The 13,621-nt window shown below is 75.7% G+C and carries 10 protein-coding genes and 1 riboswitch; of the genes, 6 read left to right on the top strand and 4 right to left on the bottom strand.

Features of this window, described 5'->3' with window-relative positions; genetic code table 11:
* The first annotated feature begins 96 nt into the window (after window positions 1–96).
* A complete protein-coding gene (locus tag IEY75_RS19890; RefSeq protein WP_229789942.1) occupies window positions 97–1,365 on the top strand; it encodes an NsdA family TPR-like regulatory protein in 1,269 nt (422 codons plus the stop codon).
* Between the two features lie 33 nt (window positions 1,366–1,398).
* Here the strand turns inward: IEY75_RS19890 and IEY75_RS19885 are convergent, their stop codons facing one another.
* The 4 genes from IEY75_RS19885 to IEY75_RS19870 form a co-directional block, all read right to left on the bottom strand.
* On the bottom strand, window positions 1,399–3,492 hold the full coding sequence (locus tag IEY75_RS19885; RefSeq protein WP_229789941.1) for a sensor histidine kinase: 2,094 nt from the start codon (window positions 3,490–3,492) through the stop codon (window positions 1,399–1,401).
* Entirely contained in the window at window positions 3,489–3,863 is a 375-nt protein-coding gene (locus tag IEY75_RS19880; RefSeq protein ID WP_189115914.1) for a response regulator transcription factor, read from the bottom strand. The genes IEY75_RS19885 and IEY75_RS19880 overlap by 4 nt, the downstream gene beginning before the upstream one ends.
* A gap of 157 nt (window positions 3,864–4,020) precedes the next feature.
* Window positions 4,021–7,662 (bottom strand): cobaltochelatase subunit CobN, encoded by a 3,642-nt coding sequence (gene cobN / locus IEY75_RS19875; protein ID WP_189115913.1) that lies wholly within the window; start codon window positions 7,660–7,662, stop codon window positions 4,021–4,023.
* 75 nt (window positions 7,663–7,737) lie between these two features.
* Window positions 7,738–7,858: riboswitch (cobalamin riboswitch) on the bottom strand.
* A gap of 64 nt (window positions 7,859–7,922) precedes the next feature.
* Window positions 7,923–8,735, bottom strand: a complete 813-nt coding sequence (locus IEY75_RS19870; RefSeq protein WP_189115912.1) for a S1 family peptidase — start codon at window positions 8,733–8,735, stop codon at window positions 7,923–7,925.
* Window positions 8,736–8,904: 169 nt separating this feature from the next.
* Here IEY75_RS19870 and IEY75_RS19865 point away from each other — a divergent pair, with 169 nt between their 5' ends.
* The 5 genes from IEY75_RS19865 to IEY75_RS19845 all read left to right on the top strand — a co-directional run bounded on the left by IEY75_RS19865 (window position 8,905) and on the right by IEY75_RS19845 (window position 13,619).
* The gene (locus tag IEY75_RS19865) at window positions 8,905–9,672 is read left to right on the top strand and encodes a VOC family protein (protein WP_189115911.1); all 768 of its coding nucleotides are present in this window, start codon (window positions 8,905–8,907) and stop codon (window positions 9,670–9,672) included.
* Between the two features lie 120 nt (window positions 9,673–9,792).
* Window positions 9,793–11,073, top strand: coding sequence for a precorrin-3B synthase (gene cobG / locus IEY75_RS19860; protein ID WP_189115910.1), 1,281 nt, complete (start codon window positions 9,793–9,795; stop codon window positions 11,071–11,073).
* Window positions 11,070–11,696 (top strand): precorrin-8X methylmutase, encoded by a 627-nt coding sequence (locus IEY75_RS19855; protein ID WP_189115909.1) that lies wholly within the window; start codon window positions 11,070–11,072, stop codon window positions 11,694–11,696. The genes cobG and IEY75_RS19855 overlap by 4 nt, the downstream gene beginning before the upstream one ends.
* Entirely contained in the window at window positions 11,693–13,222 is a 1,530-nt protein-coding gene (gene cobJ, locus IEY75_RS19850) for a precorrin-3B C(17)-methyltransferase (RefSeq protein WP_189115908.1), read from the top strand. Before IEY75_RS19855 ends, cobJ begins: the two co-directional genes overlap by 4 nt.
* 193 nt (window positions 13,223–13,415) lie before the next feature.
* Window positions 13,416–13,619 (top strand): hypothetical protein, encoded by a 204-nt coding sequence (locus IEY75_RS19845; RefSeq protein ID WP_189115907.1) that lies wholly within the window; start codon window positions 13,416–13,418, stop codon window positions 13,617–13,619.
* Window positions 13,620–13,621 lie beyond the last annotated feature (2 nt).

The raw sequence follows: 13,621 nt of genomic DNA, 5'->3' as shown, positions 1-13,621 counted from the left end.
GTCCACCCACATGGCACAACAGCCGATCAAGCTCGTCCTGCCACGACACCACATCAACGTAGGCCACACCACACGAAACGGCCCGCCACGCTCAACGTGACGGACCGAAGTGCCGTTGCAGTACTAGCCCTGCGGTACGACTACACCGCCGTCAACCGCTGGGTGAAGCGCGGCGAGCGCGCGCGTCAACCCGTGCCGGCCCTTATTGCCCGCGCGCTGTCCGAGCGACTGGGCCGACGCGTCGGCCCGGGCGACTTCGGCATGGTGGAGGCGCAGACCCTCGCCGCGCGGGGACTCCAGTACCCCGATACCGCCGGGGACGCCATCAGTACCATCATCGACCTCGGCAGAGCGGACCTCGCCCGCCGGACACCGATCGAGGTGCCGTACGTCGTGGCAGCTCTCGGCGGTCCGAGCCGCGATTGGCTCCTCGCGCAGCTTGGGGAGCTCACGACCGAACCTAGCCCTCGGAAGCTCGGGCTGCGCGAGGTCGCAGGCATTCGGGAGATGTTCGCGCTGTTCCAGGAGACCGACGTCATGCACGGCCGGACCGCGCTGGTCGAGTACATGAACAGCTACGTCTTCCCCCTACTCAAGCGCGATCATGACGTTGAGGTCATGCGTGCTCTCCAAGAGGCGGCCGCCGAACAGGCCTACCTCGTCGGCTGGATGGCGTACGACGACGGCGAGCACGTTCTGGCGCAGCGGTATCTCATCCAGGCGCTCCGGCTGGCCCAGGAAGCCGGCGCCGCAGCCCTCGGCGCTCACATCCTGGCGGGGATGTCCGACCAGACCAACCTCCTCGGCCATCCACGCGAGGCTCTCGCACTTGCCCGGGCCGGCCGTCAGGGACTGACCGAGGCGGACTCGGCGGCGTGCCTCGCCGACCTCTACATTCTCGAAGCGCGCGCATCGGCGCTCGGCGATGGCCCGGCCGCCGCGCGTGCCGTGGCGAACGCCGAGCGGACCTTCGCGCGCGTCGACCCTGACGACGAGCCCGAGTGGGCGAGGTACATCGACGGGCCTTACCTGTTCGGCGAGGCCGCACACTGCTTCCGGGACCTCAACGAGCCGGACCAGACCGACCAGTTCGCGTCCGAGTCCGCCGCGGGGGCCGCCCAGCAGGGCCGAGCGCGCAGAGGCGCGCTCAGTCACGCGGCGATGGCCGCCGCCGACCTGCTGCGGGGGAACGTCGAGGAGGCCGCCGCCAAGGCCACCCACGTCGTCACCCTGACCGCCACGGTGAACTCGTCCCGCTGCATCGAGACGGTCCGCGACCTCCAGCGCCGGTTCAGGCCGCACGCGCACCTCCCTGACGTGGCAGCGTTCAACGCCGGGGCGGGCGACCTCCTCGGCCTTGTGTGACAGCGTCTGTGACTGGTCGGGCGCTCGCGGGGGTCAGACTGCGCGGCCCGCGGTCTGGAGCCGCGGCCGCGCCGGGCTCGCGCCCGCGCGCGGCAGGGTGAAGGTGAAGACGGATCCGCCGCCCGGGTGGTCGGCGGCCGTGATGGTGCCGCCGTGCCGGTGCACGATGCGCTGGCAGATCGCCAGGCCCAGCCCGGTGCCGGTGATGCCGGCGTCGCGGTGGGCGCGGTGGAAGTTGCCGAAGATCGCGTGGTGCTGGCCCGCGGGGATCCCCAGGCCGTTGTCCGCGATCCGCACGACGACGCGGCCGTCCGGGGCCGGGGCCGTGGTGATGGTGACGTGCGGGGTACGGCCGGGGGCGGTGTACTTGATCGCGTTGCCGACGAGGTTGTCCAGGAGCTGGCGGACCAGGACCGGGTCGGCGGCCACCGGGTCGAGGTCCCCGACGGTGAACCGGGGTGCGCCCGTACCGGCCGCGGTGGCCAGGTCGACCCGCGCGGCCACGATGTCGTCGACGAGGTCCCGCAGCGGCACGTCCACCGGCTGCACGGTCGCGTCCCGGGCCGTGGTGTAGGCGAGCAGGCCGTCGATCAGGTGCCGCATCCGGTCGGCGGCGCGGCGGACCCGGGTCAGGCTCGCCCGGGCCTCCCGCACGGCCGGGCCGTCGGGCGCCTCGGTCAGCTCCTCGACCGCGGCGTCGGTCCAGCCGTCGATGGTGGTCAGCGGGTTCAGCAGGTCGTGGGCCACGACCCCGGCGAACGAGGCCAGCTCGTCGCGGTGCCGGCGGGCCGCCGTGACGTCGTGGAACATGACGACCGCGCTGCGGCCGCCGTCGGCGTCGGTCGGCAGCGGGGTGGCGCTGACCGAGACGATCCGGCCGTCGGGGTGGCCGGCGGTGCGGATGACGTAGTCGACGTCGCGCAGGCGCTCGCCGGCGAGCGCCCGCAGGTACGGCCGCTCCTGCTGGGCGACCGGCCGCCCGTCGGGGTGGAACAGCACGTCGGTCGGCCTGGTCGCGTCGGTGATCTCGGCGGTGCCGAGCATGGCCGCGCACGCGGGGTTCAGCACCAGGACCCGCCCGTCGGCGCGCATGACCGCCAGGCCGTCGCTCATCGACTCGATGACGGTGGTCATCAGCCGGGCCTGGTCGCTGGCCTCGCGCTCGCGGACCGTCAGCCGCCGCATCAGCGCGACCCGCTCGTCGCGGCTGAGCGCCAGGGTCAGGCCGACGACGGCGACCATGCCGACGAACGCCTGGGCCACCAGCGCCCGCGCGGGGTGCGCGCTGATGCCCGCGAACGGCCCGTACCCGTGCAGGGTGAACAGGATGGCCATCCCGCCCAGGACCAGGTCGTGCAGCATCACGAAGGACGTCGCCAGGCGCAGGCCGGCCCAGACGGTGACGGCCAGCAGCGGGAACGCCAGGGGCAGCCCGTGGTTGAGGGCGAACCCGACCAGGTACGCCACGATCGACACGACGCTCAGGGCGACGTACTCGGTGATCCGCCAGCCGGGCGTGCGGCGCCAGGCGGCGGCCAGCGCGGTCCCCGCGGAGCGGAACGGGCAGCGCTGCGCGCGGTTGCTGACGAGCCAGCCGATCCGCAGCCCGACGGCGCCGATGAGCAGGATGCTGGCGGTGTTGCGGGTGAGCCACACGGCGGTCGCCGGCCACGAGTAGGCGCCGTTGACCCACCACACCGCGGTCGGGCCGATCGCCGCCCCCACCGCGGTCGCCGCGAAGGCGACCCCGAGCAGGCGCCACACGTCCCCGGAGCGGGCCATCAGCGCGTCGCCGCCGGCCCCCCACAGGTGCGGCGCGAACCGGCTGAACAGGTGGAGGAACACCCAGACCTGGGCGAGGTTGGCCACGACGAAGGCGGCGGCCAGCGGGGCGCTCGCGCCGGTGGCGAGGTTGACCACCATGGTCACCACCGTGAGCGCGACCGCGTCCAGCCAGCGCCAGCGGGCGCGGCGCTGCGCGCAGAACCACACGACGGCCACGCCCGCGGCCGGCCAGACCAGGCTGAGGCTGGTGTGGTCCATGACGGTCAGCCGGCCGGCGTAGGTGGCGGCCAGGTACAGGACGGTGAAACCCAGGGTCCGCCCGGTCTGGGCGGCGGCCGTCACCCGGCCGTCCCGAGCGGGGGCAGCACCTCGCGCAGGGCCGCGCGCAGGGTGGTGGCGGTGAACGGCTTGGGCACGTACAGGCCGTCGGCCGCGCGCATCCGGTCGATGTCCTCGCCCGACCACAGGACGGTCAGGAAGATCGCGGGCAGGGCCGGCTGGTCGGCGCGCAGCGCCGCGAGCAGGGCGATGCCGTCCATCCCGGGCAGGTCGACGTCGAGTACCGCGGCGTCGGGGCGGCCGTGCCGGTCCACCGCGTGCAGCGCACTGCCGGCGTCGTGCGCCGCGACGACCTCGTGCCCGTCGGCGCGCAGCCGCCGGACCACGAGGTCGCGGACGTCCCGCTCGTCGTCCACGACCAGTACCCGCGCCATCGGCTACCCCGCCTCCCCCGGTCGACCCACCTGCCGTATCGGCGGGCGGGTCGGCGGGTGAAGGAATCCGGGACGCCGTTCGGCCCCCGACGGGAACGCCCGTCAGGGGCCGAACGGGACGCGAGGGGGCGACCCCGGGCGGGGGCGACCCGGCGGGTCAGGCGGTGCCGTCCTCCAGGTCGCCCTCGGTGGCCAGGTACAGCTCCTGGAGCGCCGCCAGGGTCCCGTCCTCGGGGTGCTCCCACAGGCCCCGGTTCGCCGCCTCGATCAGGCGCTCGGCGATCCCGTGCAGCGCCCAGGGGTTGGACTGCTGGAAGAACTTCTGCAACTGCGGGTCCAGCGCGTACGTGTGGGCCAGCTTCTCGTACATCCAGTCGGCCACCACGCCCGTCGTCGCGTCGTACCCGAACAGGTAGTCGACGGTCGCCGCCAGCTCGAAGGCCCCCTTGTACCCGTGCCGCTGCATCGCCTCCAGCCAGCGCGGGTTGACCACCCGGGCGCGGAAGATCCGCGCGGTCTCCTCGTGCAGGCTGCGGGTCCGCACCGCCTCGGGCCGGGTGGAGTCGCCGATGTAGGCCGCGGGCGCCTTGCCGGTCAGCGCGCGGACCGTGGCGACCATGCCGCCGTGGTACTGGAAGTAGTCGTCGGAGTCGGCGATGTCGTGCTCGCGGGTGTCGATGTTCTTGGCGGCGACGGCGATGCGGCGGTACGCGGTCTCCATGTCGGCGCGGGCCGGGGCGCCGTCCAGTTCGCGGCCGTAGGCGTAGCCGCCCCAGACGGCGTACACCTCGGCCAGGTCGGCGTCGTCGCGCCAGTTGCGCGAGTCGATGAGCTGGAGCAGGCCGGCGCCGTACGTGCCCGGCTTGGAGCCGAAGATCCGGGTGGTGGCCCGGCGGGCGTCGCCGTGCGCCGCGGTGTCCGCCCGCACGTGCGCCCGGACGTGGTTGTCGGCGTCGTCCTCGTCCAGGTCGGCGACGAGCCGGACCGCGTCGTCCAGCAGCGTCACCACGTGCGGGAACGCGTCGCGGAAGAACCCGGAGATCCGCATGGTCACGTCGATCCGGGGGCGGCCCAGCTCGGCCGGCGGGATCGGCGCCAGCCCGTTGACCCGGCGGGACTGCTCGTCCCAGGTCGGCCGTACGCCGAGCAGCGCCAGCACCTCGGCCACGTCGTCGCCCGCGGTCCGCATCGCGGACGTGCCCCAGATGGACAGTCCGACGCTCGGCGGCCAGGCGCCGTCGTTGTCCGCGCGGTACCGGGCCAGCAGCGACTCGGCCATCGCCTGCCCGGTCTCCCAGGCCAGCCGGCTCGGCACGGCCTTGGGGTCGACCGAGTAGAAGTTGCGGCCGGTCGGCAGGACGTTGATCAGGCCGCGCAGCGGCGAGCCGGACGGCCCGGCCGGCACGTACCCGCCGTCGAGCGCCAGCAGGATGTGCGCGATCTCGTCGGTCGTCCGGGCCAGCCGCGGCACCACCTCGGTGGCCGCGAACCGCAGCACCGCCCCGACGGTGTCGTCGACCACGCCGAGCACCTCGGTCTGCACCCCGTCGACGGCCTCCGGCGCCCAGCCGGCCGCCTCCATGGCCGCGACCAGCGCCCGCCCGGTCTCCTCGGCGTCGTCGGTGGCGGCCTTGCTCGCGCTGCCGTCCTCGACCAGGCCCAGCGCCTCGCGCAGGCCCGGCAGCGCGGCGACCTGGCCGGCCCACATCTGCTTGGCGCGCAGCATCGCCAGCACCAGGTCCACCCGCGCCGCGCCCTGCGGCGCCTGGCCGAGCACGTGCAGGCCGTCGCGGATCTGCACGTCCTTGACCTCGCACAGCCAGCCGTCGACGTGCAGCAGGAAGTCGTCGAACTCCTGGTCGTGCGGTCGGTCGGTGATGCCGAGGTCGTGGTCGAGCTTGGCGGCCTGGAGCAGGGTCCAGATCTGGGCGCGGATGGCCGGCAGCTTGGCCGGGTCCATCGCGGCGATGGTGCTGTACTCGTCGAGGAGCTGCTCCAGCTTGGCGATGTCGCCGTAGGAGTCGGCGCGGGCCATCGGCGGCACCAGGTGGTCGACGAGGGTGGCGTGGGCGCGGCGCTTGGCCTGGGTGCCCTCGCCCGGGTCGTTGACCAGGAACGGGTAGATCAGCGGTACGTCGCCCAGCGTCGCGTCGGTGCCGCAGCCGGCCGACATGCCGACCGTCTTGCCGGGCAGCCACTCCAGGTTGCCGTGCTTGCCGACGTGCACGACGGCGTGCGCGCCGAACTCCTCGGCCAGCCACCGGTACGCGGCCAGGTAGTGGTGCGAGGGCGGCAGGTCGGGGTCGTGGTAGATCGCCACCGGGTTCTCCCCGAAGCCGCGCGGCGGCTGGATCATCACCACGACGTTGCCGGCGCGCAGGGCCGCCAGGACGATCTCGCCGTCGGGGTCGGCGGACCGGTCGACGTACAGCTCGCCGGGGGCCTCGCCCCAGTGCTGCGTCATCGCCGCCCGCAGGTCCGGGTCCAGGGCGTCGTACCACTGCCGGTACCGCGCCGCCGGCACCCGGACGGGGTTGGCGGCGAGCTGCTCCTCGGTCAGCCACGCCACGTCGTGGCCGCCGGCGGCGATCAGCGCGTGGATCAGCGCGTCGCCGTCGGCGTCGGCCACGCCCGGCAGCGCCCCGGCGCCCTCGACCGGCCCGACGTCGTACCCGGCGGCGCGCAGCTCGGCGAGCAGCCGGACCGCGCTGACCGGGGTGTCCAGGCCGACGGCGTTGCCGACCCGGGCGTGCTTGGTCGGGTACGCCGAGAGCATCAGCACGATCCGGCGGGCGCCGGGCGGGGTGTGCCGCAGCGCGGCGTGCCGGACGGCGATGCCCGCGACCCGGGCCGCCCGCTCGGGGTCGGCCACGTACACGGTCAGCCCGTCGGGGTCGATCTCCTTGAAGCTGAAGGGCACCGTGATGATCCGGCCGTCGAACTCCGGGATGGCCACCTGGGTGGCGACGTCCAACGGGGACAGCCCGTCGTCGTTGTCGTCCCACTGCGCGCGGCTGGAGGTCAGGCACAGCGCCTGGAGGATCGGGACGTTCAGCTCGGCCAGCGCCCCCACGTCCCACGCGTCGTCGTCCCCGCCGGCCGCGGCCGTGGCCGGCTTCGTACCGCCCGCGGCCAGGACCGTCACCACCAGCGCGTCCGCCCGGCGCAGGGTGGCCACCAGGGCCGGCTCGGCGGTGCGCAGCGAGGCGCAGTACACCGGCAACGCGACGCCCCCGGCCCGCTCGATCTGCCCGCACAGCGCGTCGACGAACGCGGTGTTGCCGGCGACGTGGTGGGCGCGGTAGTAGAGCACGGCCACGGTCGGCCGCCGGGTGGCGCCCGCGGGCGGCGGCGCCGACTCCCCGGCCGCGCGCTCCAGGACGCCCCACGCGGGCAGGCTCAGCGGCGGGGCGAAGCCGTGGCCGGTCAGCAGCACGGTGTCGGTCAGGAACTTGTGCAGCTCGCCGAGGTTGGCCGCGCCGCCGTGGGCCAGGTACGCGTGCGCCTCGGTGGCCACGCCCGCCGGTACCGTCGAGTGGCCCATCAGCTCCGCGTCGGGCGCCTGCTCGCCGCCGAGCACGACCACCGGCCGGCCGGTGGCCAGCAGCGCGTCCAGCCCCTCCTCCCACGCCTGCCGGCCGCCGAGCAGCCGGACGACGACGATGTCGGCGCCGTCGGTGAGCGCGGGCAGGTCGGCAACGCCGGTCCGGGCCGGGTTGGCCAGCCGGTATCCGGCGGCGCTGGCCCGGGCCGACAGCAGGTCGGTGTCCGACGTGGACAGCAGCAGGACGGTACTCATGGGGGCTCGCTCCCTCGGGGTCCGCGCCCCGCGTCGAGGTGCGCGGCGCCGGGCGGCGCCGCGGGCGGTGGCCGGAGTCTCCTGGCTCCCGGGTCGGCGCGGTCCGGCGCGGCCGCCGGTGTGCCCCGCGGCCGCGGGTGAACTGCGCCTCCCGGTGACAGTGGCGGGACCGCGCCGGATTCACACCGGTCTTCCTGCCTGCACCACCGCGTTGGGCACGCCCACTCTAGTGGCTCGGCGGGTCGCCCACGCGCCGCGCGTCAGCCGACGGGAACTGTCTGGGCCGGCTGGCCGCCCAGGGCCGCGATCGCGGCCTGGACCTCGCCGGTGAACGCGCTGAGCCGGGTGTAGTGGCCGGGCCGGCCCGGCCGGCCGCAGCCGATGCCCCAGCTCGTCACGCCGACCTGGATCCAGCGGTCGCCCGCCTGGTACAGCAGCGGGCCGCCGGAGTCGCCCTGGCAGGTGTCGCGGCCGCCGTTCTTCAGGTCGCCGGCACACAGCTCGCGCGCGGCGTCCCGGCCGCAGTCGGCGTCGCCGACGGCCGGCAGGTCCACCTGGTTCAGCTTGATGGCGGCGGTACCGGTGTCGGACTCGCTCGTCTTGCCCCAGCCGATGGCCCGGAACGTCGGACCGCGGTCGTGGGCGGCGTCGCGCGGCAGCAGCGGGTACGCGGGCAGCGCCAGCGGCGCCTCCAGCCGGACGACCGCCCAGTCGCCCTTGCGCGGCCCGACGCCGAGCTTCCAGGTCCGGCCGATCCGCTTCTGGCCGGCGGCGTCGGCGTCCTGCCAGGTGACCCGGCCGATGTGCGCCTGTACCTCGGCCGGGGTCGGCTTGACGAGGCAGTGTTGCGCCGTGAGCACGATGTCGGGCGAGATCAGGGTGGCGGTACAGGTGAAGAAGCCGCCGCCCTTGGGGTCGGGCATACGGATCTTGGCCGCCCACGGGTAGGCCCCCTCGGCGGCCGGGGTACCGCCGACGATCGGCGCGGGAGCGGGAGCGGCCAAGGCGGCGGGGGTGGCGGTGACCGCGAGGGCGAGGACGGCGGTGACGACGGCGGCGGCGTGGCGGTACATGGGTACTCCTCGGGTGGTGGGGGCCCGACGGCGCGCGGGACAGTCGACGGTCGATGGCGCCGCCCGACCATTGTGAGCGGGGGCGCGCGGGCCGGCAAGAGCGCGCCGGACAGCCGCCAATTCGCCCAAGCACCGAATTCTTGGGAGCCGAATCGGTCACTATCGGGTCATGACTGACTTCGCACCGGGTACGCCCTGCTGGCTCGACCTCGGCACGACCGACGTCGCCGCCGCCACCACCTTCTACGGCGACCTGCTCGGCTGGACCGCCGAGGACCTCGGGCCCGAGGCCAACGGCTACCGCCTGCTCCGCAAGGACGGCCGGCAGGTCGCCGGCCTCGGGCCCGCCACCGACCCCGCCCGCGGCACCTCGTGGGCCGTCCACTTCGCCACCGCCGACCTGGACGAGTCGGTGGCGCTCGTCCGCAAGCACGGCGGCACCGTGGCGCTGGAGCCGATGGCGGTCATGGACAAGGGCCGCCTCGCCGTCGCGCAGGACCCGGCGGGCGCGTACTTCTCGCTGTGGCAGGCCGGCACCCACCCCGGCGCCGAGCTGGTCCGCGCCCCCGGCGCGCTGCACTGGGTCGAGCTGTTCTCCACCGACCGCGACGGCGTCACCGACTTCTACCGGGCGGTCCTCGGCGCCACGACCCGCGACGTCGCGCTGCCCGGCGGCCTCGTCTACCGGCTGTTCGACGTCGGCGACGAGGCGGTGGCCGGGTCGCTCCAGATCACGCCGGAGATGGGCGACATGTCCTCGGCGTGGAGTGTCTTCTTCCACGTCGAGGACGTCGACGCGGTCGCCGACGCCGTCGTCGCGCGCGGCGGCCGGCAGATCATGCGCGGGGACGTGCCGGCGGGCCGGATGGCGATGCTGCTGGACCCGCAGGACGGCTTCTTCTCGGTCATGACGCCCGACCCGTCCTTCGAGATGTGAGCCGGCGCCGCCCGGGCGCGAGCTGGGCGTACGCGGCCGGCGGCTGACCGGCGGCAGGGCATCGACGGCGGGGCGTCGGCGGCTGGGCGGGGCCGGTCCGCCGGACGTAGGATTCCGGCCGTGACCGATGGCGGGCGGCGTGGGGCGGACGACCGCTGCCCCGGGGCGCTGCGGGTGCACCGGGCCGCCGACGGCGGCCTCGTGCGGGTCCGCGTGCCCGGCGGGGTGCTGGACCTCGCCCGGTGGCGCGCGCTCGCCCGCTGCGCCGGGGAGTACGCCGACGGCGGCGCCGAGCTGACCGGCCGCGGCAACATCCAGCTCCGCGGCGTCCCGGCGGGTGCCGAGACCGACCTCGCCGCGGCCCTGGCCGCGGGTGGGCTGCTGCCCTCGGCCACCCACGAGCGGGTCCGCAACATCGTCGCCTCGCCCCTGGCCGGGCGGGACGGCGCCGGCCGGTACGACGTGCGGGGGCTCGTCGGCGCGCTCGACGCCGGCCTGTGCGCCGACCCCGCCCTCGCCGGCCTGCCCGGGCGGTTCCTGTTCGCCCTCGACGACGGCCGCGGCGACGTCCTGGCCCTGCGCCCCGACGCGGCGCTGCTGGCCACCGGCGCGGAGCTGCCGGCGGCGCTGCCAGCCACCGGCGCGGCGCTGCCAGCCACCGGCGCGGAACTGGCCCTGTGGTGCGCGGGTGCGGACACGGGGCTGCGGGTGGCGCCGGGGGCCGCCGTCCCGGCGCTGCTGGCCGCCGCGCGGGCCTTCCTCGCCGAGCGGGACACCCCCAGAACCGGCCCGGGGACCGCGCCGGGCGGTCCCGCCTGGCGGATCGCCGAGCTGCCCGACGGGGCGTCGCGCGTGGCCCGCCGCGTCGCCGCCGCCCTCGGCCTGCGGGCGTCCGCGGCCGCCGCCGCGCCGCCGGCCGCGCCGGACCCGCCGGTCGGCGTGCTGCCGCAGCGCGACGGGCGGGTCGCGGTCGCCGCCGTCGCGCCGCTCGGCCGGCTCACCGCCGACCAGCTCGCCGCCCTCGCCGCCCGGTCGGCCGGCGCGCTCGTGGTCACCCCCTGGCGGTCCGTGCTGCTGCCCGACCTGGCCGACGCGCCGGCCGCCGTACCGGCCCTGGCCGCCGCCGGCCTCGTGACCGACCCCCGCTCGCCGTGGATCGGCGTCACCGCCTGCGCCGGTACCGACTGCGCCCGGGCCCTCGCCGACGTGCGCGGCGACGCCCGTACTGTGCACGGCGGGCACGCGGTGCGCGGGCCCGTCCACTGGTCCGGCTGCGACCGGCACTGCGGGCGGCCCGGCGGCGCCGTGCTGCACGCCGTCGCCACCGGCGACGGGTACCGGTACGACGGGGGCGACGCGGGCGCGCAGCGCGTGGCGGCGGCGCTGCGGAGGGGCACGTGAGCTACATCAGGGACGGGGCGGAGATCTACCGCCGGTCGTTCGCCACGATCCGGGCCGAGGCCGACCTCGCCGGGATCCCGGCCGACGTCGCGCAGGTCGCGGTACGGATGATCCACGCCTGCGGGCAGGTCGACCTCGTCCGCGACCTGGCCTGGTCGCCGGGCGTCGTGGCCGCGGCCCGGGCCGCGCTGCGGGCGGGGGCGCCGATCCTCACCGACGCGCACATGGTCGCCGCGGGTGTCACCCGCCGCCGCCTGCCGGCCGACAACGAGGTCGTCTGCACCCTGCGCGACCCGGCGGTCCCCGACCTGGCCGCGCGGCTGGGCACCACGCGCAGCGCCGCCGCCCTCGCACTGTGGGGCGACCGCCTGGCCGGCGCCGTGGTGGCGATCGGGAACGCCCCGACGGCGCTGTTCCACCTGCTCGACCTGGTCGCCGCGGGCGCGCCGCGGCCGGCCGCGGTCCTCGGCGTACCGGTCGGCTTCATCGGCGCGGCCGAGTCCAAGGACGCGCTCGCCGCCAACACCCTCGGCCTGGAGTACCTGGTGGTCCGCGGGCGGCGCGGCGGCAGCGCGATGACCGCCGCCGCGCTCAACGCCCTGGCCAGCGAGTCCGAGCGGTGACGGGCCGGCTGTACGGCGTCGGGGTGGGGCCCGGCGACCCCGACCTGGTCACGGTCAAGGCCGCGCGGCTGATCGGCGCCGCCGACGTCGTGGCGTACCACAGCGCCCGCCACGGCCGCAGCAACGCCCGCGCCGCGGCCGCCCCGTACCTGCCCGCGGCGGCGGTCGAGGAGGCGCTGGTGTACCCGGTGACCGTCGAGACCACCGACCACCCCGGCGGCTACCGCGGCGCCCTCGACGACTTCTACGCCGCCGCCGCGGCCCGCCTCGCCGCCCACCTCGACGCCGGCCGGACGGTCGTCGTGCTGTCCGAGGGGGACCCCTTCCTCTACGGCTCCTACCAGCACCTGCACAAGCGGCTGTCGACCCGCTACCCGACCACCGTCGTACCGGGCGTGACCTCGGTCAGCGCCGCCGCCGCGGCGCTGGGCCGGCCGCTGGCCGAGCGCGACGAGACGCTGCGGATCCTGCCCGGCACGCTCCCGCCCGACGCGCTGGCCGCGCACCTGGCCGGCGACCAGCCGGCCGTGGTGATGAAGCTGGGCCGGACCTTCGGCGCGGTGCGCGCCGCGCTGGCCGACGCCGGCCGGCTCGACGAGGCGTGGTACGTCTCCCACGCCAGCCAGCCCGGCGAGCGGGTGGCGCGCCTGCGCGACGTCGACCCCGCCCACGTCCCGTACTTCGCCGTCGCGGTCCTCCCCAGCCGCCTCGGCGCGCCCGCCGCCGGCAGCCCGCCCGACGCCGGTCCCGCGGCGGCCCCGCCGGCCGCGACGCCGCTCTCCGCGGCCGAGGTCGGCGCCGGGGTCACCGTCGTGGGGCTCGGTCCCGCCGGCCGGGACTGGCTCACCCCCGAGGCGGCCCGCGCGCTCGCCGAGGCCGACGACCTCGTCGGCTACGCGCCGTACGTCGACCGCGTGCCGCCCAACCCGCGCCAGCGCCGGCACCGCTCCGACAACCAGGTCGAGGCCGAGCGGGCGGAGTTCGCCCTCGACCTCGCCGCCCGGGGCCGGCGGGTCGCCGTCGTCTCCTCGGGCGACCCGGGCGTCTTCGCCATGGCCGCCGCCGTCCTGGAGGTCGCGGCCGCGCCCCGGTGGCGGTCCGTGCCCGTCCGGGTCCTGCCCGGGGTCACCGCCGCGCAGGCCGTCGCCAGCCGGGTCGGCGCGCCGCTGGGCCACGACTTCTGCCTGATCTCGCTGTCGGACCGGCTCAAGCCGTGGGACGTCGTCGCCCGGCGGCTGGCCGCGGCCGCGACCGCCGACCTCGTGGTGGCGCTGTACAACCCGGCGTCGCGGGCGCGCAACCGGATCGCCGAGGTCCGCGACCTGTTCCTGGCCCACCGCGCGCCGGACACGCCGGTCGTCGTCGGCCGGGCCGTCGGCGAGCCGGGAGAACAGCTCCGGGTGGTGCGGCTGTCCGACCTCGACCCCGACACCGTCGACATGCGCTGCCTGGTGATCATCGGCTCCTCCCAGACCCGGGTGGCACCGGGCGGCGCCGTGTACACCCCGCGCTCCTACCCCTCCTGACTCCACGCGCCCACGATCCATCCTTCCTCGCAGCACCTGCACTCGGCATGGCCGGCCAGCGCGCGGAACGACCCATTAGATTCACTCACGAACGTGCGATGTTGAGAAAGGTTGAGCTTGACCACTCGACCGAAACAGTCGACGATGGACGGACCTCCGATAGCCGAGTTTACGAGGGACCGGGGAGCGACCTGTGGAGATCGAATTTCTGGGCAAGGACCCGGGCAGCAACATGAACGGCTGCCCTTCGCTATTCAGGACGGACCAGGGCACATACCTGGTGCAGGGATGGGTAGTTGATGATCCTGACACTCTGATAAGGATGGGCATCCCGGCGGGTGAGACCGTGGTGGAGATCCCCGCGCGCATGATGTCGTTGTTCCAGGGACGTGACTAGAT

This window comes from Pilimelia terevasa (assembly GCF_014647915.1).
In the GTDB taxonomy this organism is placed as follows: Bacteria; Actinomycetota; Actinomycetes; order Mycobacteriales; family Micromonosporaceae; genus Pilimelia; species Pilimelia terevasa.
The sequence above is the reverse complement of the archived record's forward strand: the minus strand, read 5'-3'. Positions and strand labels throughout refer to the sequence as shown.